Annotated in this window: 22 protein-coding genes and 1 riboswitch; of the genes, 9 read left to right on the top strand and 13 right to left on the bottom strand. The window is 63.8% G+C overall.

The genetic code is table 11. The features are described from left to right. Positions 1-115 precede the first annotated feature (115 nt). The 4 genes from BWP39_RS07235 (at position 116) to rsmA (ending at position 5,806) form a co-directional block, all read left to right on the top strand. Positions 116-2,497, top strand: coding sequence for an LPS-assembly protein LptD (locus BWP39_RS07235; protein ID WP_096718180.1), 2,382 nt, complete (start codon positions 116-118; stop codon positions 2,495-2,497). Positions 2,498-2,564: 67 nt separating this feature from the next. Continuing rightward, a complete protein-coding gene (locus BWP39_RS07230) occupies positions 2,565-3,944 on the top strand; it encodes a peptidylprolyl isomerase (protein ID WP_096718178.1) in 1,380 nt (459 codons plus the stop codon). 10 nt (positions 3,945-3,954) lie between these two features. Further along, positions 3,955-4,959: a 4-hydroxythreonine-4-phosphate dehydrogenase PdxA gene (gene pdxA, locus BWP39_RS07225; protein WP_096718176.1), complete on the top strand. Its 1,005-nt coding sequence runs from the start codon at positions 3,955-3,957 to the stop codon at positions 4,957-4,959. Positions 4,960-4,981: 22 nt separating this feature from the next. Further along, positions 4,982-5,806 (top strand): 16S rRNA (adenine(1518)-N(6)/adenine(1519)-N(6))-dimethyltransferase RsmA, encoded by an 825-nt coding sequence (gene rsmA / locus BWP39_RS07220; protein ID WP_096718174.1) that lies wholly within the window; start codon positions 4,982-4,984, stop codon positions 5,804-5,806. A 3-nt stretch (positions 5,807-5,809) separates the two neighbouring features. Here the strand turns inward: rsmA and BWP39_RS07215 are convergent, their stop codons facing one another. Beyond that, positions 5,810-6,760: a DMT family transporter gene (locus BWP39_RS07215; RefSeq protein WP_096718172.1), complete on the bottom strand. Its 951-nt coding sequence runs from the start codon at positions 6,758-6,760 to the stop codon at positions 5,810-5,812. A 330-nt stretch (positions 6,761-7,090) separates the two neighbouring features. On the opposite strand from BWP39_RS07215, the gene gloA reads away from it, so the two are divergent. Both gloA and BWP39_RS07205 read left to right on the top strand, forming a co-directional pair. Next, positions 7,091-7,480, top strand: coding sequence for a lactoylglutathione lyase (gloA, locus tag BWP39_RS07210; RefSeq protein ID WP_096718170.1), 390 nt, complete (start codon positions 7,091-7,093; stop codon positions 7,478-7,480). Then, complete coding sequence (locus tag BWP39_RS07205) at positions 7,477-7,893, top strand: nuclear transport factor 2 family protein (RefSeq protein WP_096718168.1); 417 nt, start codon at positions 7,477-7,479, stop codon at positions 7,891-7,893. Before gloA ends, BWP39_RS07205 begins: the two co-directional genes overlap by 4 nt. Before the next feature lie 64 nt (positions 7,894-7,957). Here the strand turns inward: BWP39_RS07205 and BWP39_RS07200 are convergent, their stop codons facing one another. The 12 genes from BWP39_RS07200 to BWP39_RS07145 form a co-directional block, all read right to left on the bottom strand. Further along, entirely contained in the window at positions 7,958-8,809 is an 852-nt protein-coding gene (locus BWP39_RS07200) for a M48 family metallopeptidase (RefSeq protein ID WP_096718166.1), read from the bottom strand. A 44-nt stretch (positions 8,810-8,853) separates the two neighbouring features. Next, positions 8,854-9,612 (bottom strand): lysophospholipid acyltransferase family protein, encoded by a 759-nt coding sequence (locus tag BWP39_RS07195; RefSeq protein WP_096718164.1) that lies wholly within the window; start codon positions 9,610-9,612, stop codon positions 8,854-8,856. Between the two features lie 40 nt (positions 9,613-9,652). Next, the gene (gene gmhB / locus BWP39_RS07190; protein ID WP_091011047.1) at positions 9,653-10,213 is read right to left on the bottom strand and encodes a D-glycero-beta-D-manno-heptose 1,7-bisphosphate 7-phosphatase; all 561 of its coding nucleotides are present in this window, start codon (positions 10,211-10,213) and stop codon (positions 9,653-9,655) included. 9 nt (positions 10,214-10,222) lie between these two features. After that, entirely contained in the window at positions 10,223-12,328 is a 2,106-nt protein-coding gene (glyS, locus tag BWP39_RS07185; RefSeq protein ID WP_096718162.1) for a glycine--tRNA ligase subunit beta, read from the bottom strand. Positions 12,329-12,343: 15 nt separating this feature from the next. Next, a complete protein-coding gene (gene glyQ, locus BWP39_RS07180) occupies positions 12,344-13,351 on the bottom strand; it encodes a glycine--tRNA ligase subunit alpha (RefSeq protein ID WP_096718160.1) in 1,008 nt (335 codons plus the stop codon). 140 nt (positions 13,352-13,491) lie between these two features. Beyond that, positions 13,492-15,261, bottom strand: coding sequence for an apolipoprotein N-acyltransferase (gene lnt / locus BWP39_RS07175; protein ID WP_096718158.1), 1,770 nt, complete (start codon positions 15,259-15,261; stop codon positions 13,492-13,494). Between the two features lie 42 nt (positions 15,262-15,303). After that, positions 15,304-16,197: an HlyC/CorC family transporter gene (locus BWP39_RS07170; RefSeq protein WP_091011617.1), complete on the bottom strand. Its 894-nt coding sequence runs from the start codon at positions 16,195-16,197 to the stop codon at positions 15,304-15,306. 228 nt (positions 16,198-16,425) lie between these two features. Further along, the gene (locus tag BWP39_RS07165) at positions 16,426-17,019 is read right to left on the bottom strand and encodes a gamma-glutamylcyclotransferase (protein WP_096718645.1); all 594 of its coding nucleotides are present in this window, start codon (positions 17,017-17,019) and stop codon (positions 16,426-16,428) included. Between the two features lie 147 nt (positions 17,020-17,166). Continuing rightward, a complete protein-coding gene (gene ybeY, locus BWP39_RS07160) occupies positions 17,167-17,628 on the bottom strand; it encodes an rRNA maturation RNase YbeY (RefSeq protein WP_096718156.1) in 462 nt (153 codons plus the stop codon). Between the two features lie 14 nt (positions 17,629-17,642). Next, on the bottom strand, positions 17,643-18,725 hold the full coding sequence (locus BWP39_RS07155; RefSeq protein ID WP_096718154.1) for a PhoH family protein: 1,083 nt from the start codon (positions 18,723-18,725) through the stop codon (positions 17,643-17,645). Positions 18,726-18,761: 36 nt separating this feature from the next. Beyond that, the gene (gene miaB / locus BWP39_RS07150; protein ID WP_096718152.1) at positions 18,762-20,135 is read right to left on the bottom strand and encodes a tRNA (N6-isopentenyl adenosine(37)-C2)-methylthiotransferase MiaB; all 1,374 of its coding nucleotides are present in this window, start codon (positions 20,133-20,135) and stop codon (positions 18,762-18,764) included. A gap of 151 nt (positions 20,136-20,286) precedes the next feature. Beyond that, positions 20,287-21,234: a LysR family transcriptional regulator gene (locus BWP39_RS07145; RefSeq protein ID WP_096718150.1), complete on the bottom strand. Its 948-nt coding sequence runs from the start codon at positions 21,232-21,234 to the stop codon at positions 20,287-20,289. 113 nt (positions 21,235-21,347) lie between these two features. On the opposite strand from BWP39_RS07145, the gene BWP39_RS07140 reads away from it, so the two are divergent. From BWP39_RS07140 to BWP39_RS07130, 3 genes are all read left to right on the top strand, one after another. Continuing rightward, a complete protein-coding gene (locus tag BWP39_RS07140) occupies positions 21,348-21,734 on the top strand; it encodes a VOC family protein (protein ID WP_096718148.1) in 387 nt (128 codons plus the stop codon). Positions 21,735-21,750: 16 nt separating this feature from the next. Next, on the top strand, positions 21,751-22,914 hold the full coding sequence (locus BWP39_RS07135; protein WP_096718146.1) for an MFS transporter: 1,164 nt from the start codon (positions 21,751-21,753) through the stop codon (positions 22,912-22,914). A 198-nt stretch (positions 22,915-23,112) separates the two neighbouring features. Further along, positions 23,113-23,850 (top strand): helix-turn-helix domain-containing protein, encoded by a 738-nt coding sequence (locus tag BWP39_RS07130; RefSeq protein WP_096718144.1) that lies wholly within the window; start codon positions 23,113-23,115, stop codon positions 23,848-23,850. Between the two features lie 124 nt (positions 23,851-23,974). Then, a riboswitch (FMN riboswitch) is annotated at positions 23,975-24,173 on the top strand. Positions 24,174-24,197: the final 24 nt, after the last annotated feature.

Below are 24,197 nucleotides of genomic sequence, written 5' to 3'. Positions count from 1 at the left end.
CCATCATCCGACTGGTGGTAATAATCTGTGTGCTTTCCGACTGTTACGGTTCGATTGCGCCGGCGGCCAATCGTGACGCGGAAGCTGACGGCTGGACCGATTCGCCAAACCATACATGCCGCCTAGACAGCTTTTCCGACGCACTCCCACTGCTGACGCCCTGCCGCGCAGACGGCGACTCGTCGCGGCGTTGATCGCCGTGCCGGGCCTCATGCCCGCGCTTGCGCACGCCCAGCTGGCGGGCGAGGCTGCCCAGGCGCAGCCGCTCGACGCACCGTGGGGCCTGCGGCTCGCCCCGCAACTCGAAGAGCATCAGCTGGAAAGCGGGAAGAAGCCCGCCACCTTCGTGCTTGGCGACACTACGACCGGTACCTCCGACCAGGACATGGCCGCGAAGGGCGCCGCCGAGATCCGCCGCAACACCGCGGTGATCAAGGCCGACGCGCTGCATTACGACGAAGACACCGACATGGCCGATGCTTACGGCAAGGTGCATGTCGTGAGCAACGGCGTGACCTTCGTCGGGCCCGAAGCGCACATGCGGGTCGAGTCGAACGAGGGCTACATGCCCGTGCCGAAGTACCACTTCAATGCGACGGGTGGCTCGGGCAGCGCGCAGCGGGTCGACATGCTCGACAGCGAGCGTTCGATATTCAAGAGCGGTACGTACACCGCGTGCCAGTGCGAAACGAACCCCGCGTGGTACATCAAGGGCACCGAGTTCAACTTCGACACCGGCGCCGATGAAGGTGTCGTGCACAACGGTGTGCTGTTCTTCCAGGGAGTGCCGGTATTTGCCAGTCCCTGGCTGTCGTTCCCGCTCTCGGGCGCCCGCCGCAGCGGCTTTCTGCCGCCCACCTACTCGTTCGGCGGGACCAACGGGTTCGAGCTGTCGGTGCCGTATTACTTCAACATCGCACCGAATCGCGACCTGACGCTGACACCGGACATCATCTCGCGGCGCGGGTTGATGACGGACGCGTCGTTCCGCTACCTGTCGGCGACCTATTCCGGTTCGATCACAGGCCAGTTCCTGCCGCACGATGCGATTACCAAGACGAACCGCTACTCGCTGTCGATCCAGCACAACCAGAACTTCGGGAACGGGTTCGGTGGCTACATCCACTACGACAAGGTGTCGGATAACAGCTTCCCGGAAGATCTCGGTTCGGTCACGTCGCAGATCCTCAACGGTACGCAGCTGCTGTATCAGCAGGAAGCCGGGCTGACCTACAACAACGGTCCGTGGTCGGTGCTCGCGCGCGAGCAGCACTGGCAGACGCTGACGCCGTCGGTGGCGCCGTACGGGCGCGAGCCGCAGTTAAACGTGAAGTACACGAAGTACAACGCCGGCGGTTTCGACTTCGGCGCCGAAGCCGACTACTCGCGCTTCCGCATCACCACGGCGGATACGACCCAGGGCGACCGGTTGATGTTCAACCCGTACCTGTCGTATTCGATCGTCGGGCCGGGCTACTTCGTTACGCCGAAGATCCAGTACCACTTCGCGTCGTACGACCTGAGCAACATCGGCAACTCGATTGCCGGTCAGGCGCCGATACCGGGCCAGCCCAAGAACTTCACCGAGTCCATCCCGACCCTCTCGTTCGACACGGGCCTGATTTTCGATCGCTCGGTGCGCCTGTTCGGCCACGACTACATCCAGACGCTCGAGCCGCGCCTGTATTACGTCTACACGCCGTACCGGAACCAGAACTTTGCGCCGCTGTTCGATACCGCGGATGCCGACTTCGGACTCGCGGAAATCTTCACGCCGAACACGTTCGTCGGCAACGACCGCATTGCCGACGCGAATCGCCTGACGGCCGCGATCACGACGCGCTTTATCGATTCGGCAACCGGCGACGAACGCGCGCGTTTCGTACTCGCGCAGCAATATTATTTCCAGGACCAGCGCGTCACGCTGCTGCCGACGCAGACGCCTGCGCAGGCCACGCACTCGGACCTGATCGCCGGGGCGGCGCTGAAACTCGGCGCCGGTTTTCAGTCGGAAACCGCAGTCCAATATAATGCGGACAACAATCAGCTCGTGCAGGCCAGCGCCGGGTTTGGTTTCAGTCCGGACGCGGGCAAGGTGATCAACCTTTCGTATCGTTACACGCGTGCCGAAACCACGCTGAACAACACGCCGATCCGGCAGATCACCGTGTCTGCACAGTGGCCGCTGACGCACCATGTGTATGGGGTGGCGCGGATCAATTACGATCTGGCCGGGCATGCGCTGGTCGACAGCCTGATCGGCATGCAATACGACGCGGACTGCTGGACGCTTGGTCTCGGCGTGCAACGCTACGCGGATGCGGTGAATTCGGCGGGGCAGCCGACTCAAGGTACGCGGTTTCTTGCGCAGATCACGTTCAAAGGCCTGAGCAGCATCGACAACGGGCTGATCACCTCGTTCCGCGCTGGCGTGCCGGGGTACACACCGCTGCCGCCGCCGCTGCCGCCCGAAGCACGTTTCACGAATTACGATTGACGGTCGCCCGATCATCGACAAACGAGCAAAGACGGGCGAGGGCGCGCCCGGCATCATTGGAGTATCTGTGGGAATCATGAAAAAGCTTCGCTTGGCATCGCTCGCGGCCGGACTGGTTGCCGCCGCGTCTTTCCTGTCGGCCGTGCCGGTGCAGGCGCAAGCCTTGCGCCCGATAGACAACGGTCAGACCGTCGACATGATCGCCGCCGTCGTCAACGACGGTGTTATCACCCAGCGCGAGCTCGATCAGCGCATGGGCCTGATCACGCGTCGCCTGAACCAGCAGGGCGCGCCGGTTCCGCCGATCGACCAGTTGCGTCAGCAGGTGCTGAACCAGATGGTGCTCGAGCGCATCCAGCTGCAGAAGGCCCGCGAAGACGGCATCAACGTCGACGACACGGCCGTGCAGCGCACGCTGGAGCGGCTCGCGCAGGCGAACAACCTGACGCTCGATGTCTACCGCTCGCGTATCGAGGCCCAGGGCGTGCCCTGGTCGACCTTCACCAACGACGCCCGCACCGAACTGATCCTCTCGCGTCTGCGCGAGAAGGAAGTGGATAGCAAGGTCGTCGTGTCGGATGCGGAAGTCGCGAACTACATCGCGAGCCAGCGTGGACCGAACGCCGGGCTGACGAGCGACCTGCGCTTCGAGCACATCCTGCTGAAGGCGCCGCTCAATGCGTCGCAGACCGACATCGAAGCGGCCCAGCAGAAAGCCCAGGCGCTGCTGAAGGAAGCGACTGCCCCCGGCAGCAACTTCGAGAAGCTTGCGAAGGCCAATTCGCAGGCCGCCGATGCGTCGAAGGGTGGCGACACGGGCTACAAGCCGCCGTCGCAGCTACCCGCCGATTTCGTCAAGGCGGCTTCGTCGCTGCGTCCGGGACAGGTCAATCCGGATGTGATCCGCACCGGCGACGGTTTCGAAATCGTTCGTCTCGTGGACCGTCGCACGGGCCAGGGTACGTCGTCAGCTGACGCGCCGAAGCTCGTGCAGACGCATGTGCGGCACATCCTGCTGCGCGTGGGCGACGGCATGTCGGAACCGGCGGCGCGCCAGAAGCTGCTCGACATCAAGCAGCAGATTGCCCAGGGCGGCGACTTCGCGAAGTTCGCGCGGACCTACTCGCAGGATGGCTCGGCGTCGCAGGGCGGCGATCTCGGCTGGATCAGCCCGGGCGAAACCGTGCCCGAGTTCGAGCGTGCAATGAACAGCCTGCAGGACAACCAGGTCAGCGATCCGGTGCGCAGCGAATACGGCTATCACCTGATCCAGGTGCTCGGCCGTCGTGACGCAGAAGGCTCGGTCTCGCAACAGATGGACCTCGCCCGTCAGGCGATCGGTCAGCGCAAGGCCGAACAGGCGTATGCAGACTGGCTGCGTCAGTTGCGCGACACCGCGTACGTCGACTACAAGGTCGGCTCGGCGCCTGGCACGCCGCAGCAATAACCCAATCACCATGACGAACGCTGCTCCGTCGTCCCACGCACCGCTGCACATCGCGATCACAACCGGCGAGCCCGCCGGCGTCGGTCCCGAGCTGACCGTGCTGGCGATGGCGGCTGCAGCCGCGCATTGGCCCGATGCGCGCTTCACGGTGCTCGGCGATGTCGGGTTGCTCGAAGCGCGCGCGAAAGCTGTAGGGGTCGATTGGGCGGCATTGCCGGCCGATCGCGTGACTGCCGAACATCGGCCGCTTGGCGTGCCTTCGCAGGCCGGCAAGCTCGACGTGGCGAATGGCCGCTACGTGCTTGGCCTGCTCGATGCGGCGATCGACGGTGCACTGGCCGGTACGTACGACGCGATCGTCACTGCGCCGCTGCAGAAAAGCACGATCAACGATGCCGGTGTGCCGTTCACCGGCCACACCGAATATCTGGCGGAGCGCACTCATACGCCGCAGGTCGTGATGATGCTGGCCGGCACCGGCGAGCGACCGCTGCGCGTTGCGCTCGCTACGACACATCTCGCGCTCAAGGACGTGCCCGCAGCATTGACGATCGATGGTCTGCTCGACACGCTGCGCATCATCCATCGCGATCTGTGCCGGCACCTCGGGTTGTCCGCGCCGCGCATCCTCGTGACCGGGCTCAATCCGCATGCAGGCGAGAACGGTTATCTGGGCCGCGAAGAAATCGATGTGATCGCGCCAGCGCTAAAGCGCGCGAACGACGAAGGCATCGATGCACGCGGCCCCTATCCCGCCGACACGCTGTTCCAGCCGCGCTATCTGGCCGACGCCGATTGCGTGCTCGCGATGTTCCACGACCAGGGTCTGCCGGTACTCAAGTACGCGACCTTCGGCGAAGGCATCAACGTGACGCTGGGTTTGCCCATCATCCGCACGTCGGTCGACCACGGCACCGCACTCGATCTGGCCGGCACTGGCCGCGCCGATGGCGGCAGCCTGATCGCGGCGATCGACGCGGCCGTTTCGATGGCGCGCCATCGCCGCGCCATCTGATCTCTTTTTAAGCGCTTCTTCGATGTCCACCAGCCGACAGCATCAAGGCCATTTCGCGCGCAAACGCTTCGGGCAGAATTTTCTGGTCGACATGGGCGTGATCGATTCGATCGTCGACCTGATCCGCCCCAAACGCGGCGAACGCATGGTCGAAATCGGACCGGGGCTCGGCGCGCTGACCGGACCGTTGATCGAACGCCTCGCCACACCCGAAGCGCCGTTGCATGCGGTCGAACTCGATCGCGATCTGATCGGCCGGCTGCAAAAGAAATTCGGCGAGCTGCTCGAGCTGCATGCGGGCGATGCGCTCGCGTTCGATTTCGGCGCGCTTGCCGGTGCCGGTGAAGAACCGGTGCTGCGGATTGTCGGTAATCTGCCGTACAACATTTCGAGCCCGCTGCTGTTCCATCTCACCGAGTTCGCGCCGCGCGTCATCGATCAACACTTCATGCTGCAGAACGAGGTCGTCGAGCGGATGGTCGCGGAACCGGGTAGCAAGGCATTCAGCCGGCTGTCCGTAATGTTGCAGTACCGCTATGTGATCGACAAGCTACTGGATGTGCCTCCCGAATCGTTCCAGCCGCCGCCCAAGGTCGACTCGGCGATCGTCCGGATGATTCCGTACGCGCCGCACGAGCTGGCCGCCGTCGATACACACGTGCTCGGCGAAGTGGTCACCGCGGCGTTCTCGCAGCGTCGCAAGATGCTGCGCAACACGCTCGGGGCATATCGCAACACGGTCGATTTCGACGCGCTCGCGTTCGATCTGCAACGCCGGGCGGAAGACGTGCCCGTCGATGAGTACGTGCGCCTCGCGCAGGCCGTGGCCGCGGCGGCCGCGAAGTAAGGCTCAAGCGCCGCGCCGCTCGCCCGATGGCGTCGGCGCGTTGACCAGCACGATACCGCCCAGCACCAGCAGCGCCGCCATCAGAAAGCGCCCGCTGAACGACTCGCCGAGCAGCAGCACGCCGAAGGTCACGCCAAACAGCGGTGTGAGAAACGAAAACACCGACAACCTCGACGCCGTATAGCGCGTCAGCAGCCAGAACCACACCAGGTAGCTGACGAACGCGACGATCACCGCCTGATACGCGAGGCTGATCGTGGCCAGCGGTGTGATCGTGTCGATTCGGGCTTCGCCAAGCGCGAACGCCAGCGCGAGCAGCACAACCGCCGATACCGCCAGCTGATAGAACAGCGTCTTGCTCGCACTCGCTTGCGCGAGACGTGTCGCGCGCACGACCACCGTCGTCGCGGCCCACGCGATTCCCGCGAGCACACCGAGCGCATCGCCGATCACCCCCGTCACGGCCGACCCGCTGTGCCCTGGAACCGCGCGCGTGAAACCATCGGCGAAGGCGAGCGCCATCCCTGCAAACGCAACGATGATGCCAATCCACTGGATGCGCCGCATCCGCTCGCCCGCCACGAACGCGTGCAGACCGAGCGCGGTGAAGCACGGCGCGGTGTAGAGGAACACGGCCATGCGCGATGCGCTCGTCAGCGTGAGACCGAGGAAGATGCAGACGAACTCGGCGGCGAACAGCAGGCCCGCGAGCAACCCTGCGCCGAGCGTACCGTCCGCGCGAAAGAGCGGCGTGCCGCGAGCGCGTGCCCAGCCCCACACCAGCAGCGTCGCGATCGCGGAGCGCAGACCGGCCTGGAACAGCGGTGCGAGCGCCGTATTCGTACTCTTGATCGCCACTTGCTGCAGGCCCCAGATCGCACACAGTACGACCATCAGGATCACAGCGAAGCTGTCGGGTGCGCGGCGCGTGGATATCGTCGTTGCAGTGCTCATCGCATTGCCGCCGTGAGAAGGGAAGGACAGGTCATCGGATGGGAAACCGCGTGCAGGGAGTGACGGCCGATGGTATTGGCCTGGTGCATCGAGCTGGGTCCTGTACGCGTTTGTCTCCGTTGTGCCCCAGCTTCTTCGTACGATATCAAACCGGACCGGTGGGCGCCGCGATGACCCCTCGGCGTGCGTGTGCATCGACTGATTTGCGAACCGCCACCAACCGCGTCATGACGCGCAGAAACCGTCCCGGCGGAAAAGCGCGTCCGCGAGCAACGGCGTGCGTTTCCGGGTACATTTACGTCCTCGATATCCAGCAACAGGGAGTGCATCATGCGCCTGCTTCACACCATGCTTCGGGTCGGTAATCTCGACCGTTCGATCAAGTTCTACACCGAGTTGCTCGGCATGAAGTTGCTGCGCCGTCACGACTATCCGGAAGGCAAGTTCACGCTCGCTTTTGTCGGCTATACCGACGAGCGCGATGGTACGGTGCTCGAACTCACGCACAACTGGGACACGGAATCCTACGATCTGGGCAGCGGCTTCGGGCATCTCGCGGTCGAGGTCGAAGACGCGTACGCGGCATGCGACCTCATCAAGGCGCAGGGCGGCACGGTGGTGCGCGAAGCGGGACCGATGAAGCACGGTACGACCGTGATCGCGTTCGTCACGGACCCGGACGGCTACAAGATCGAATTCATCCAGAAGAAGACGCAATGACGGTGGCTGAAACACATGCCGAGGCAGCAGCCTGCATCGACGAACTTCAATCGATCCATGTGCAGATTGCCGCATGGTTTGACGGCACGATCGGCGCCGATGCGCTCGACGCGATCATGGCGCACTTCGCTGACGATTTTACGCTGGTCACCACTGCAGGCGCGGCGCTCGATCGTGCGGGGCTCGCGCAGTTGTTCGGTGGTGCACATGGTGCGCGGCCTGGCTGCACGATCACTATCGACGATATCGCCGTCATCGCATCCTGGCCGACTGGCGCGGTGCTCGGTTACACCGAACATCAGACGAGCAGCGCCGGCAGCAACGTGCGTCGCTCCACAGCGGTATTCGAGGTAGATGCACAGCGCAACGTGCGCTGGCGCCGTCTGCACGAAACGTTCACGACGGCGGCGTAACGCCATAAAAAGGCATCGCTGCGGGGCACGTGCGCCGCAGCCGCAGCCACAACGCGCCGCAACCCTAAAGCGTCGGCAACAGCTCTGGTGGATGATGCTTCAAGGTCTGCCGCGCTTCGCGGAACTCCGGAAAAATCGACTCGACAGTTTGCCAGAAACGCGGACTGTGATTCATCTCGCGCAGATGCGCGAGTTCGTGAGCGACGACGTAGTCGATGATCGACAGCGGAAAGTGGATGAGTCGCCAGTTCAGGCGAATCTTGCCGTCACTTGAACAGCTACCCCAGCGCGTCGCAGCCGACGACAACGCATACGCGCGATAGTCGACGCCGAGTTTCTGCGCGTAGACGTCGAGCCGTTCACCGAAGATGCGCTTCGCTTCGCCCTGCAACCAGCCCTGCACACGGTCCTTGATCTGCTGCTGCTCCGCGTGCGACGACAGGGGCAAACCCAGCGTCGCGGACGGCGCATCGAACGCAAGATTTGGCGCACCAAGCGCGACGCGCACCGGCTGCCCGAGATACGGCACTTCAGCACCATCTTTCCAGTCGATGCGCGGCAACGCACGCTGCTCGACACGCGTCTGCCATTCAGTGAGCTTCGCGAAAATCCAGCGCTGTTTTTCGGCGATCGCGATTTCGATATCGGCGATCGTCACCCAGCGCGGCGCAGTGATCGTGAGACCCGTACCGTCGATCGCAAAACCGATCGAGCGGCGTGCCGAACGTTTGAGCAGGTAGGGGAGCGTCTGCGCACCCAGCGTCATGCTGCGCAGTTTCGTGCCGTCCGGTGCGCGCAGCACCGTGGGTTTCTGTGGCGCGGACGGCGGCGCGATGCCGGGCTCGTTGAAGAGCGGCAGATCGAGTTGCCGGCTATCGAGCGCCGCAGCGGGCTGCGGTGGTGAGGACTTCTGCATCGGATCCGGTTTCGCGCAAAAAACGCCCGTCAGGCGTGGGCGCGTCAGATTTGGGCGGCGGCGGGCGTGCTGTCCGCAGCGCGGTACGCTTCGGGATCGATGCGGCGCATTTCAGCTTCGATCCACGTTTCGACGCGCGTGTTCACTTCGTCGGGCGTGAGCCCCGTTGTGTCCATCGGCTTGCCGATCGACACCGTGACTATACCCGGATATTTAAAAAACGAGTTACGGGGCCACACGCGTCCCGCATTGTGTGCGATCGGCACGACGGGTGCGCCGGTTGCGATCGCAAAGCGTGGGCCGCCGGTCTTGTACTTGCCCTGCTTGCCGGTCGGCGTGCGCGTGCCTTCTGGAAACATGATGACCCATGCGCCTTCTTCCATGCGCGCCTTGCCTTGCCGCGTCACTGAATCGAAAGCATTCTTGCCTTCCTTGCGATCGATATGGACCATCTTCAGCATGCCGAGTGTCCAGCCGAAGAACGGCACGAACAGCAACTCGCGCTTGAACACGTAGCAGAGCGGACGCGGCATCAGGGCCGGGAACGCGAACGTCTCCCACGCCGACTGGTGCTTCGAGAGCAGCACGGCAGGCCCGTTGGGCAGATTCTCGAAACCTTCGATCCGGTACTTGATGCCATTCAGCCAGCGCGCCGCGAAGACCGTCGAGCGGCACCATCCCGTCACCATCCAGTAGCGCCTGTCGGCGCGCAGGAACGGAAACACGATAAAGCAGGCGATCGCGTACGGCGGCGTGTAGACGACGAAGAAGATCAGCAGAAGGAGCGAACGGAGAAAGCGCATCGGCGGGGTCGGTCAGTAGGAGTGATGTGCGGCGTGCCGGTCACTCGTGTTCTTCGGAGAGAAAGTCGAGCGCGAATGCGCGCAGGTCTTCGTGTACGGTCGTGCCGTCAGGCAGGCCGCCTGCGGCGAGCGTCTTGCGGCCTTTGCCTGTCAATACCAGATGCAGCTTCATGCCGAGTGCGGCGCCCGCCTGCAGGTCGCGCAGCGCATCGCCGACCACCGGCGTTTGCGTTGCGTCGACGTCGAAACGTTCGACCGCCATCTTCAGCATGCCGGGCTTCGGCTTGCGGCACTCGCAGTGGTCCTGGGCCGTATGCGGGCAGAAGAACACGGCGTCGATGCGTCCGCCGACGGCCGCGGCCGCCCGGTGCATCTTCACGTGCATCGCGTTGAGCGCGTTCATGTCGAAAAGACCGCGGCCGATGCCCGACTGGTTCGTCGCAACCGCGACACGATAGCCGGCCTGATTGAGCCGGGCGATCGCTTCGAACGCGCCGGGCAGCGCGATCCATTCATCGGGAGATTTGATGAACGCATCCGAGTCGACGTTGATCACACCGTCCCGGTCGAGCACGACGAGTTTTCTGGTGGAAGTCCCCATGGTGCGCACTCAGGCGGCAAGCCGAGAAATGTCGGCGACGCAGTTCATCTGCTGATGCAGCGCGCCGAGCAGGGCCAGACGGTTGGCGCGCAACGCCGGGTCTTCGGCGTTGACCATCACGTCGTTGAAGAACGTGTCGACCGGTTCGCGCAACGCGGCGAGCGCGGATAGCGCGCCGGTGTAGTCGCGTTGTGCAAGCTGCGACTGCACGCGCGGCGCAACCTGTTCGAGCTGGGCGTAGAGCGCTTTTTCGGCGGTTTCGGTGAGCAGCGCAGTCTGCACGCCGCCCGACGTTGACACGTCGGACTTCTTCAGGATGTTCGAGATGCGCTTGTTCGCGGCTGCCAGCGAGCCGGCCTCCGCAAGCAACGCAAACTCGCGTACGGCTTCGAGGCGCGCGACGAGGTCGTCGAAACGCGTCGGATTCAGCGCGAGCACCGCGTCGATTTCGGCGGCTGCGAAACCGCGTTCGCGCAGCAGGCCACGCAGACGATCGAGACAGAATTCATAGATCGCCGTTGTCGCATCGACGACGTTCGGCACTGCGGCGAACTGCGCATGCGCGGCACGCAGCAGCTCGACGAGATCGACCGGTAGCTGCTTTTCGACGAGGATGCGCAGCACACCGAGTGCGTGACGGCGCAGTGCGAACGGATCTTTTTCACCGGTCGGCTGCAGGCCAATACCCCAGATACCGACGAGCGTTTCGAGTTTGTCCGCGAGCGCGACGACCGTGCCCGTTGCGGTGGCCGGTAATGCATCGCCGGAAAAACGCGGCTGATAGTGTTCCGAACACGCGAGTGCGACTTCTTCAGGCTCGCCGTCGTGACGTGCGTAGTACGTGCCCATCGTGCCTTGCAGCTCGGGGAATTCGCCGACCATGTCGGTGATCAGGTCCGCCTTGGCAAGGTAGGCAGCGCGCTTCGCCAGTGCCACGTTGGCGCCTGCCAGCGCAGCAATCTCGCCGGCCAGCGCCTCGACGCGTTCAACGCGTTGCAGTGTCGAGCCAAGCTTGTTGTGATAGACGACGTTCGCAAGTTGCGGCACGCGCTCGGCGAGCGGTTTCTTCTTGTCCTGCTCGAAGAAGAATTTCGCGTCGGCAAGACGCGGACGCACGACCCGCTCGTTACCTTCGATGATCTCGCCCGGCGTCTTCGTCTCGATGTTCGACACGATCAGGAAGCGCGGACGCAGCTTGCTTGCAGCATCGGTGAGCGCGAAGTACTTCTGGTTCGTCTGCATCGTGAGAATCAGACATTCCTGCGGCACCTGCAGATATTCGTCTTCGAACGTGCACGCATACACGGCCGGCCATTCGACCAGTGACGTCACTTCATCGAGCAGCGCCTCGGGCATCACGACCTGATCGCCGTCGGCCTGCGCAAGCAACTGTGTGCGAATCGTTTCCTTGCGCTCGACGAAGCTCGCGACCACATGGCCTTTTTCGCGCAGCGTGTGGGCGTAGCTATCGGCGTGCTGGATCGCGATGAAGCCTTCGGACAGGAAGCGGTGGCCGAGCGTCGTGTCGTCGGCATCGATGCCGAATGCGCTGACCGGCACGACGCGCTCGCCATGCAGGACGGTGAGCCGCTGTACGGGGCGCACGAACTGGATGTTGGTGCCGTCCGGGCGCTGGTACGTCATACCCTTGGGGATAGGCAGCTTCGAAAGCGTGAGCGTTTCGTCGAGCGCGGCTTGCAGACCTTCAGCGAGCGTCGCGCCGGGCGCGGCGTAGCGTAGGAAGAACGCATCGGCCTTACCGTCCGACGCACGTTCGAGATCGCTTACCGAGAAATCGGGGAAGCCGAGTGCGGCGAGCTTCTTCGCGAGCGGCGCGGTGGGCTTGCCGTCGGCGTCGAGCGCAACCGATACCGGCAGCACTTTTTCGCGCACGTGCTTTTCAGGCGCGACGGCGCGCACGTTGCGGATCATCACCGCGAGCCGGCGCGGTGTCGCATAGCGTTCGAACGACGGTTCGCCTTCGATCAGGTCGCGCGCCGCGAGGCGCTGCGCAATGCCTTCGGCGAACGCGTCGCCGAGACGCGCGAGCGCCTTCGGCGGCAATTCTTCCGTGAGCAGTTCGACGAGCAGGGTGGCTTGGTGGGCTTGAGTCATTTCTTCGGGGTCTCGTCAGTCCGGATCGATCTTGCGTTCGACTTTGAGCGGCGGCGCCCAGGCGGGCTTCGCGGCGTCCTGTTCGTCGGTGGTGAGGCCGGGTACGGCGTGCACCGGATTGCCGAGCATCGGGAAGCCGAGCTTTTCGCGCGAGTCGTAATATGCCTGCGCGACGAGACGCGACAGTGCGCGGATGCGGCCGATATACGCGGCGCGTTCGGTCACGGAAATCGCACCGCGCGCATCGAGCAGGTTGAACGTGTGGCCGGCCTTCAGCACGAGTTCATACGCCGGCAGCGCGATCTGCGCCTCGATCATGCGCTTCGCTTCGGCTTCGTAGCTGTTGAAGAACGTGAACAGCAGATCGACGTTCGCATGTTCGAAGTTGTACGTGGACTGCTCGACTTCGTTCTGGTGATACACATCGCGGTAAGTGAGGCGGCGCAGCTCGGGGCCGTTCGGGCCTTGCTCTTCCCACTCGGTCCATGTCAGGTCATAGATGTTGTCGACCTTCTGCAGATACATCGCGAGACGCTCGAGCCCGTACGTGATTTCGCCGAGCACCGGCTTGCAGTCGAGCCCGCCCACCTGCTGGAAGTACGTGAACTGCGTCACTTCCATGCCGTTCAGCCACACTTCCCAGCCGAGACCCCACGCGCCGAGCGTCGGATTTTCCCAGTCGTCCTCGACGAAGCGCACGTCGTTCTGCTGTAGATCCAGACCGAGTGCTTCGAGTGAGCCGAGGTACAGGTCGAGGATGTTTTCCGGCGCGGGCTTGAGCACGGCCTGGTACTGGTAGTAGTGCTGCAGACGGTTCGGGTTCTCGCCATAGCGGCCGTCCTTCGGTCGGCGCGACGGCTGCACATAGGCGGCTCGCCACGGCTCCGGGCCGATTGCCCGCAGGAACGTATGAACGTGGGACGTGCCCGCGCCGACTTCCATGTCGATTGGCTGGAGCAGCGCGCAGCCCTGCTTGTCCCAGTAGGATTGCAGCGTCAGGATGATTTGCTGAAACGTGAGCATGAAGTGCCTTTCAGGCAGACCGCGCCCACGGCGCGATTGCTGCGCGGCGCGAGCCGGCGGCAACCGGCCGGTGGCGCGGCCCAGGTGCTAAAACGTTGAATTTTACCGGATTGACGGTGCGTTGAGACTTTCTGCGGAGCTCAGGTGTTGCGGCTGTCGTCGGCGGTGGTGGATGTCGTGGTTTTTTCGCTCTTAAGAGCGTTGCCGCGGCGCCCTGGCCGCCTCAGCCGCCCTGGTCCAAAGGCGAAGCCGAACGCGAGCAGGATCAGCGAAACGACGAGCACCGTGTTATTGCCGCTCGTCACGTAGGGTGTATTGCCGGTCATGCCTTGCACGGTCGTGTCGAGCGCGCCGATGGTGAACGGCCGCAACCGTCCGGTCACGTTGCCGTGTGCATCGATGGCAGCGGTGGTGCCGGTATTGGTGGCGCGCAGCATCGGCCGGCCGGTTTCCAGCGAGCGCATCCGCGCAATCTGCAGATGCTGGTCGAGTGCGATGGTATTGCCGAACCAGCCAAGATTCGTCGAATTGATCAGCACGCTCACGGGCGTCGCGTTTTCGCGCACGGTGCGCGCGATTTCCTCGCCGAACAGATCCTCGTAGCAGATATCGACGGAGATCGCGTCGTTGTGGACCATGAACGGCTTTTGCACCGGTGCCCCGCGGTCGAAATCGCCGAGCGGGATGTTCATCATCTGGACGAACCAGCGGAAGCCCCAGGGCACGAACTCGCCGAACGGCACCAGGTGATGCTTGTCGTAGCGATAGAGGTCACGCGTTCCCGGCGTCATACCGAACAGGCTGTTCGTGTAGTCGACGATGCGGCGGTCCGGCGTAACCTTGCCGCCGATCGCGCCAAACACGATCGACGTACCGGTCGAATCGGCGAAATTGCGCACGGCGACGCCGAAGTCCTCGGGCACATCCTGGACGAGCACGGGGATCGCGGTTTCCGGTGTGACGACGAGGTCGGCGGGCTTTGCGGTGATCATCCGCTCAAACTCGCGGATCGCACCGACTACACCGGCTTCGTCGAATTTCATGTCCTGCGGCACGTTGCCTTGCAGGAGCCGCACCTTCAGCGGTGCATTTGTCGGTGTGGTCCACGCGACGAGCCGCAGCAGCGGGCCCGCTGCGATCAGCGCGAGCGCGACGATTGCGGGCGTGGCGATGCGCGCGGTGCGTGAGCTGCCGTTGCTGTTGCTGCTGTTACTGCCGCTGCCGCGCGGTTCACGTGCTCGCACCCACGCTTGCACGATCAAAGCGGCAATCAGCGCAAGCACCCAGCCGATGCCATACACCCCTGCCACCGGAGCAAACCCGGCAAGCGGCCCATCGACCTGCGGATACCCGCTCGCAAGCCACGGAAAGCCCGTGAAGATCGTGCCACGCAGCCATTCACCGATCGCCCACGCGCTCGCGAACGCAAACGCGCCGTGCCACGTTGGCGCGAACGGCCGGTCGTCGAGTGGGGAGAGTGCGCCGTTGCGCGCGTGTCCTGCGCAGAATGACCAGATACCGGCAGCCAGCGCCGGATACAAAGCGAGGTACAGCGAGAACAGCGCAACCGCCGCGCCCGCGAGCACCGCGGGCATGCCGCCGTACACGTGCATGCTGACGTACAACCACCACACGCCCGTGACGAAGTTGCCGAAGCCGAATGCACCGCCCGTGAGCGCCGCGCTCTTCCAGCCGGTCGTCCGCGTGAGCCACGCGAAGAAAAACACGAACAGCACGATTTCGAGCCAGCCGCCGTGCGGCGTCGGCGCGAACGACAGCGTGTTCGCCGCGCCAGCAAAGAAGGCTATTAAATAGTGCGAGCGAGGTAGCGTGCGGCCGTTGCGGACCGGAGCAATGGCTGCGGCCGGCGTTACACCAGGCTGCAGACGGGAGGAGATCGGGTCGGCCATCGTTACGCGGTCGGCGGGAAAGGTGAAGGGAGAACGGCGGGCTCAGGTCTGCACGTGCTGCGCGTCGCGCTCGCGCTGACCGGCCATCGGGTCGCGGCGCACGAGCAGCATGTGTATCTGACGCGCATCGCCGCGCAGGATCTCGAAGATCAGGTCATCGAGGCGAACCTTCTCGCCCCGGTGCGGCACGCGGCCGAAATGATGCGTCACGAGTCCGCCGATCGTGTCGACTTCATCGTCGGAATAGTGCGTACCGAATGCCTCGTTGAACTGCTCGATCTCCGTGAGCGCACGCACGCGGAAACGGCCGTCCGGCGACGCAATGATGTTGCCGCTTTCCTCGTCGAAATCGTATTCGTCCTCGATGTCGCCGACGATCTGCTCGAGCACGTCCTCGATCGTGATGAGGCCGGCAACGCCGCCGTACTCATCGACGACGATCGCGATGTGATTGCGGTTCACGCGGAAGTCGTGCAGCAGCACGTTCAGGCGCTTCGACTCGGGGATGAACACCGCGGGGCGCAACATGCCGCGCACATCGAATTCTTCTTCGGCGTAGTAGCGCAGCAGATCTTTGGCGAGCAGCACGCCGATCACATTGTCGCGATTGCCTTCGTAGACCGGGTAGCGCGAGTGCGCCTTGTCGAGCACGTACGGCATGAATTCGTCGGGGGTCTCGGCGATGTTGATCGCATCCATTTGCGCGCGCGGAATCATGATGTCGCGTGCGCAGAGTTCGGAGACCTGGAAGACGCCCTCGATCATCGACAGCGAGTCCGCGTCGATCAGATTGCGCTCATGCGCATCCTGGAGGATTTCGAGGAGTTCGCCGCGAGAATCGGGTTCGGGCGAGATGAAGTCGGTCAGTCGCTCGAGTAGCGAGCGCTTTTCCTGGGGTTTGCCTGTAGAGCGTCGACTGGGATAGGTGTCGTTCATGGTGATGCGCCCGGCCAGACTGGGCGCGCTGTTGCAGAGCACTTAGGATACACCACGCACATGGCGCGACCGTGTCTCAGGGACACCGGCAGCGAAGGCCGCCGGGCTGGGCGCGACCGCCGTGCGAGGCGGGCTAGGGCCATCCTAACCGATCGAAACGAAAAAGGCGTGATGGAGAAAAATCGCGGCGAGTCGTGATCGCTCGGTGGCCACGGAGTGACGAATCAACTAACGGCAGCGTGCGAGCAACGCTTCGAGTGCGCGATCCGGCATACCGCTTTCGCGCAGCGCGACGACGGTCCGGCTCACGTAGTCGAGTGTCGTGCCGTAGCGGCCGTTCGCGCAGCCGAGCACCGTTTTCACGACCTCGTCGGGCAGCTTGCCGGTGTAGGTCACGACATCGCGACGCATCACGAACGCGAGCGCGGCGATGCGCCGGCCGTCGGCGAGCACGCACGGCAGCCACGCGGGCCGGTACGAACCCATCGCCATTTCGCGGCGCCACAGCGCTTCGAGATGCGGCATTGCGCCTTCGGCGGCGAGCCGGAACGCGATGCCGCTACACGAGCCGCCACGATCGAGTGCGAGCACGAGCCCCGGCTGCTCCGGCGTGCCGCGATTCACGCGCGACCACAGGTACAGCCCGCGATGGTAGCCGTGCACACGTGAGCGCATGGATTCGGCGGTCGGCAGGCCGGGATTCCAGATCAGCGAGCCATAGCCGAAAAGCCACAGGTCACTCGTGCGGTCCCAGCCGGCTAGCGTCGTGTCGAGCGACGCGCGCAGTTCGCTTTCCGTCAGCAGTCGCGATTCACCGAGCATCGGCGGATAGCCGGGGTTCGGCAGCGCGGTGTTGCTTTCGTCATTGACGCTGCTGTTGGAGGCAGCGGCAGGAGCGGGGTTGCGGGCGTTCACGGCGATTTCGCGGGACGGTGATGTGGGTGGTTTTAGCGTGCAGCGATAATGCGGTTACCGGTAAGGATCCGGAAAGCCCAGTTCCTCGAGGATACCGGTTTCGATCGCTTCCATCTCTTCGGCTTCCGCCGCGACCTCGTGATCGTAGCCCTGCGCATGCAGCGCGCCATGCACCAGCAGATGCGCGTAGTGCGCGACGAGCGGCTTGTTCTGCTCGGCGGCTTCTTTTTCGACCACCGGGCAGCACAGGATCAGATCGCCGGTAACCGGATCGTCCTCGGATTCCGCATACGCAAACGTCAGCACGTTGGTCGCGTAATCCTTGCCGCGGTATGTGCGGTTCAGCGTGCGACCCTCGTCGGCATCGACGAAGCGCACCGTCAGTTCCGCGTCCGCGAACAGCGCGGCCTTCAGCCATCCCGCGACGCTCGCGCGCGGCAGCACCTGCTTGTGCTCCGGCCACGCTTTCGCGGCGGGGAACTGCAGGTTCAGCGTCAGTTTCGGAGCGCGGCTCATGGTCCTCAATGTCCTCAGCGCGCGTTGCCGGTGTCGTCTTTCTTCGAATGCGCGTCGTACGCTTCGACGATGCGCGCGACGAGCGGATGCCGGACCACGTCCGCACTCGTGAAGCGCGTGATCGCGATACCGCGTACCTCCGACAGCACCTGCTGCGCTTCGATCAACCCGCTCTTGTGGCCGCGCGGCAGATCGACCTGAGTGGTGTCGCCGGTCACGACCGCCTTCGAGCCGAAGCCGATCCGCGTGAGGAACATCTTCATCTGTTCCGGCGTCGTGTTCTGCGCTTCGTCGAGGATGATGAACGCATGATTCAGCGTGCGGCCGCGCATGTAGGCGAGCGGCGCGATTTCGATCATCTGCCGCTCGAACATCTTCGCGGTCTTGTCGAAACCGAGCAGGTCGTACAGCGCGTCATAGAGCGGCCGCAGATACGGATCGACCTTCTGCGCGAGGTCGCCCGGCAGGAAGCCCAGACGCTCGCCGGCTTCGACGGCCGGGCGCGTCAGCACGATGCGCTTGACCTGGTCGCGTTCGAGCGCATCGACGGCGCACGCCACCGCGAGGTAGGTCTTGCCGGTACCTGCCGGCCCGATGCCGAAGGTCACGTCGTGCGACACGATCTGCTTCAGGTATTCGCGCTGCACCGGCGTGCGGCCGCGCAGGTCGGCGCGCCGCGTATAGAGCTTTGGACCGAGATCCTCGCCATCGTCGTCGTCGCCGCTGCGCGGTGCTTCGTCGAACGGATGATCGGGGTCGCCGGGAAAGCGTGCGTCGGCATCGGTGCCGTTGTGCGCGGGCCCCTGACGATGCGCCGGCGCACGGCTCGCGGGATGGCGCGCTTCAACCAGCGCGAGCTGGATGTCGTCGATGGACAGCGGCTTGTGCGCATTGCTGTAGAAATCTTCGAGCGCCGTCAGCGCGACTTTCGCACCGCGACCGCGGATAGTCATGCGATGGCCGCGACGCTGGATCGTCACATCGAGCGCCTGCTCGATCTGCCGCAGGTTCTCGTCGAGCGGTCCGCAGAGATTGGCGAGCCGCGCGTTGTCGTCGCGCGGTGCGGTGAATTCCAGATGCTGCTGAGAGGTCTTCAAAGCGGTGGGTCGCTCCTGTGCGCGCTTAAGGGATGCCTAGTGAGTGCTGGCCGGCACGGCGTCGTGCAACAGCACGAGCTCGCCGCGCAGCGAGTGCGGATACGCGAGGTTGATCTTCACGTCGACCATCTGGCCGATCAGCCGCGCATGCGAGGCGAGCGGCGCAGGGAAGTTCACGACGCGGTTGTTCTCGGTGCGGCCGGCGAGTTCGGTTGGATCTTTGCGCGACGGTCCTTCGACCAGAATCCGCTCGACCCTGCCGACCATCGCCTGGCTGATGCGCACGACGTTCTCTTCGATTGTCGCCTGCAAATGTTGCAGCCGTTTGAGCTTCACTTCGCGCGGCGTGTCGTCGTGCAGGTTGGCGGCCGGCGTGCCGGGCCGCGGGCTGTAGATAAACGAGAAGCTCGTGTCGTAGCTCATCTCGTGAATCAGCGCCATCATCTTGTCGAAGTCTTCTTCGGTCTCACCGGGGAAGCCGACGATCATGTCGGTAGACAGCGACAGGTCAGGGCGGATCGCACGCAGCCGGCGAATCACCGACTTGTATTCGAGCACCGTGTAGCCGCGCTTCATCGCCATCAGGATACGGTCGGAGCCGTGCTGCACCGGCAGATGCAGGTGATTCACGAGCTTCGGCACTTTCGCGTAGGTATCGATCAACCGTTGCGTGAATTCCTTCGGATGCGACGTCGTATAGCGAATGCGCTCGATACCGGGGATATCGGCGACGTATTCGACCAGCGTCGCGAAGTCGGCGATATCAGACGAGTGTTGCGTCAAGGCGCCGCGATAAGCGTTCACGTTCTGGCCGAGCAGCGTGACTTCGCGCACGCCCTGATCGGCAAGTCCGGTGATTTCAGTGAGCACGTCGTCGAGCGGCCGCGAGACTTCCTCGCCGCGCGTGTACGGCACGACGCAGTAGCTGCAGTACTTGCTGCAGCCTTCCATGATCGAGACGAACGCGCTCGGACCGTCGACGCGCGCCGGCGGCAGATGATCGAACTTTTCGATTTCCGGGAACGAGATGTCGACTTGCGGACGGCCGCTCGCGCGGCGCTGGTCGATCATCTGCGGTAGACGGTGCAGCGTTTGCGGGCCGAACACGAGATCGACATACGGTGCACGCGCAACGATCGCCGCGCCTTCCTGGCTCGCGACACAACCGCCCACACCGATGATCAGGTTCGGATTCGCTTCTTTCAGCTCACGCACGCGGCCGAGATCGGAGAAAACTTTCTCCTGGGCCTTTTCGCGCACCGAGCAGGTATTGAAGAGAATGACGTCCGCGTCTTCCGGGGAGTCGGTCTTGATGAGTCCTTCGGCTGCGCCGAGTACGTCGACCATCTTGTCGGAGTCGTACTCGTTCATCTGGCAGCCAAAGGTCTTTACATAAACTTTCTTGGTCATTGAGATTCGCCGTTCGCAGTGGTTAACCTGGGGGCGTCTTCAAGTAAAACGGGTGAACAGAGGGCGAAAAACGTGGGCGGCCCCGGCCAGCGGGACGGCGCAGTAGTGTTCGCAACGGAATCCCGCATTATAGCCGCTCATAACGGCGGTTTCATGCTGCCGGCTTCGATGCGGGCGCGCCGAGCAGCGCCTCCAGCTCGTTCGTGACTTGCGCGAAACGCTCGCTCAGGAAGTCGAGCAGCACGCGCACCCGCGGCGCCATGAACCGGTTGCGGTGATAGAGCGCGTGCAGCGGCGCGTCTGGATAGCGCCATTCGGGCAGCAGCACACGCAGCCCGTCGGCGCGCAGGTCGGCTTCCACATCCCACATCGACTTGATCACGATGCCGTAGCCGCGCAGCGCCCATTCGCGGGCGATGGCGCCGTCGTTGGTTTCGCGCGAGGTGTCGAGCGGCACCGTGTAGTGCTGCACCTCGTCGCCGCGTGTGAAGCGCCATTCGTTGACCGGCCCCGAGGCGGTGACGAGCACGATGCAGTGAAAACGCGCGAGATCGAGCGGGTCCTTCGGCTCGCCATACCGCGCGACGTATTCCGGCGACGCGCATAGCACCCGTGGGTTCGGTGCGAGCGGGCGCGCCACTAATGAACTGTCGGGTGGCACGCCGAAGCGGATCGCGAGGTCGATGTCTTCCTGCACGAGGTTCGATAGCGAATCCGACAGCGTGAGCGCGAACGTCACCTCGGGGTAAAGCTCGTTGAACGCGTCGAGCCAGTGCATCAGCAGGTTGCGGCCGAAATCGGAGGTGGCAGAGATTCGCACCTTGCCGCGCACGACGTTCTGGCCGGCCTGCAGCGCGGCTTCGGCGTCGTCGAGCGCCTGTAGCGCCTGCTGGCAGCAGCTCAGATACAGACGGCCTTCGTCGGTGAGGCGCAGCTGGCGTGTGGTGCGCTCGAAGAGCCGCGCTTTCAACTGCGCTTCCAGCTTGGCGAGCCGCGCGCTGGCGGCCGCGGGCGTGAGACCGAGCTTGCGGCCCGCCGCAGACAGGCCGCCCAGCTTCGCGGCCTCGACGAACAGGCGGATATCGCCGAGGTTATCCATCGATTATTCCAAATATTTTGAAAATGATTCAAATGCTACGCCAATTATCAAATTGACGAGTAACGCGGAGAATCCGCACTTCTGAATGCCTTTTGCCGGAGCGATGTCGTCCCATGCAGCTCGACCACGCAACGATCGTTACTCCCGATCTCGAAGGCGCGCGGCGGTTTTTCGTCGACGTGGTCGGGCTCGTGCGTGGCGTGCGGCCGCCGTTCGGGATCGACGGTGACTGGCTGTATGCGGATGGCCGTCCGGCGATTCATCTGGTCGCGGCGACGGTGCCTGGTTCGACCGCTCGCGCGGTGCCGCGTATCGACCATGTGGCGTTTCGACTCGATACCGCCGCCGAATGGGGCGCACTGCTTGCACGGCTCGCTGCTGCCAAGGTCGATTACCAGCTCGCCGAAGTTCCACTCGCCGGTGAATTGCAATTGTTCGTCGCGCTGGCGCCGGGCGTCGTCATCGAATTCGTGACGGCCCTACAGCACGCGCGCTTCTGAAATCTGGAGAGTTTCGATGCCTATTCCGCTCCTTGCGCTCGCCATCAGTGCGTTCGCTATCGGTACTACCGAATTCGTGATCATGGGCCTGCTGCCCGAGGTCGCACACGATCTCGCTGTTTCGCTACCCTCGGCGGGTTTGCTCGTGAGCGGCTATGCGCTCGGCGTCGCGGTCGGTGCGCCGCTGCTCGCCGCGATCACGAGCAAGATGCCGCGCAAGCTCGCATTGCAGCTATTGATGGGCGTGTTTATCGTCGGCAACGTGCTGTGCGCGGTGGCGTCCGGCTACACGGTGCTGATGATCGCGCGCGTCGTTACGTCGTTTGCGCACGGTTCGTTCTTTGGCATTGGCGCAGTGGTTGCTGCTTCGCTCGTGCCACAGGAAAAACGCGCTAGTGCGATTGCGCTGATGTTCACCGGCCTCACGCTCGCGAACGTACTCGGTGTGCCGTTTGGCACGTTTATCGGCCAACTGTTCGGCTGGCGCATGGCGTTCTGGATCGTCGCGCTGCTCGGCGTGATTTCGCTCGCTGGCGTGGCGGCGCTCGTACCGAACCGGCATGACACGGGGCCGGCCGGTCTCGGTCACGAAGTGCGCGTGCTGAAGGATCCGCAGGTCTGGATCGCGCTGCTGATGACGGTGCTCGGGTTCGGTGGCGTGTTTGTCGTGTTCACCTACATCGCGCCGATCCTCGAACAGGTGAGCGGTTTCTCGCCGCACGGCGTGACGCTGATTCTTGTGCTGTTCGGTATCGGTCTGACGATCGGCAATACGCTTGGCGGCAAGCTGGCGGACCGCGCGTTGATGCCTTCGCTGATGGGTATTCTGATCGTGCTTGCTGTCGTGATGGCGGTCTTTGCACACACGAGCCATTCGCAGGTTGCGGCCGCGGTGACGGTGTTCATCTGGGGTATCGCGGCGTTCGCGACCGTGCCGCCGCTACAGATGCGCGTCGTCGAGAAGGCGACGGCGGCGCCGAATCTGGCGTCGACGTTGAATATCGGTGCGTTCAATGTCGGCAATGCGGGCGGTGCGTGGCTTGGTGGTCTCGCGATCGGTCACGGCTATGGGCTCGACATGTTGCCGTGGGTGGCGGCTGCGGTGACTGTTGCCGCGTTGCTGTTGACGTGGATCGCGGCGCGGATGGATGCGCCTTCGGCGGTAGTGCAGCAGGCGTAACTGTGACGCTTTATGCTGCCGGCATGACGTTTCATCCAGCGCCCGCCTTATAAGAAATCCGCACAAGCATTCTCAGAATCGTCCTCCGCGATGCTGATAACAGTGTGAAGATAACTTCGTTGGGCGGGGCGAAACGCGATGCTAGTCTAGCCTCCACTAACGCTCGTCCGCCTTCCGGCGGCGCTCCTGGAGGCAATCATGCATTCCCCGCTTGCGCTGGTTCGCGATCCCGCGGCTGAGGCCGCAGCCCTGTCCGCTCATCAGGGTACGCATTTCGTTCATGACGGTTCGCGCAGCAACGAATCGTTCGATACGCTCGAGCATCTGGTCGGTGTGAATCTCGCGCGATTGCGCGCAGAACGGCAACTGTCGCTCGATGCGCTGGCGCGTGCATCCGGTGTCTCACGCGCGATGCTTGCGCAGATCGAGTCGGCGCGCAGCGTGCCGTCGATCAAGGTGCTTTGCAAGGTCGCAGCCGCACTGAAGGTATCGGTGTCGGCGTTCCTGCGTCGTCATGCGTTGAATGGTTTCGAACATCTTCCCGCCGATCGTGCAGCGCGCGTCGTCAGTGCGGATGGCCGCTATTCGGCGCGCTCGCTGTATCCCGATGCAGAGCCCGCTGCCGCCGAGTTTCACGAGTTGCGTATTGCACCGCTGCACACGGAACCCGGCACACGCCGCGCGCCGGGCACGACGGTCAATCTCGTGGTCAGCGAAGGCACGCTCGAAGTGAGCGTGCACGAGCAGCGGCAACTGCTTGCCACCGGCGATGCAATCGTCTTCGACGCGGACCAGCCGTACAGCCTGCGCAATCCCGGCGACACTGAAGCACGCGCGTTTCGCGTGACGCTCAATGCGGAAACGCCGCCGCGCTGGGACGTGCCGCCCGAAACGCTGCGGCACGCAGCGGAACGTGTGGCCGAAGCGGGCCGGTGATGTTTGTGAATCGGCGCGGCCAGCGGGCGCGCGCAGATTCAATCCTCTAATTTGCCCTTGCCGCGCAGCATGACGTGCGTGGCTGTTGTATCCTTTGCCGGCCGGATATTTCGTCCGGCAATCAGTGCGTCTTCAGGGCGGGGTGAAATTCCCCACCGGCGGTATGCCGGCAGCGCAGTCATCACTGCGCGAGCCGACGAGCCCGCGAGCGCCCGTGTTGTTCTGTCTTGCGAAGCCTCACGGCATCGTTAGACAAAACGGGGTCAGCAGATCTGGTGCGATGCCAGAGCCGACGGTCATAGTCCGGATGGAAGAAGATGTGCAGATAGTCATGTGCGTTCCGTTGC

The organism is Paraburkholderia acidicola (genome assembly GCF_002362315.1).
GTDB classification, from domain to species: Bacteria; Pseudomonadota; Gammaproteobacteria; order Burkholderiales; family Burkholderiaceae; genus Paraburkholderia; species Paraburkholderia acidicola.
This window is presented reverse-complemented; position numbering and strand designations above follow the sequence as displayed.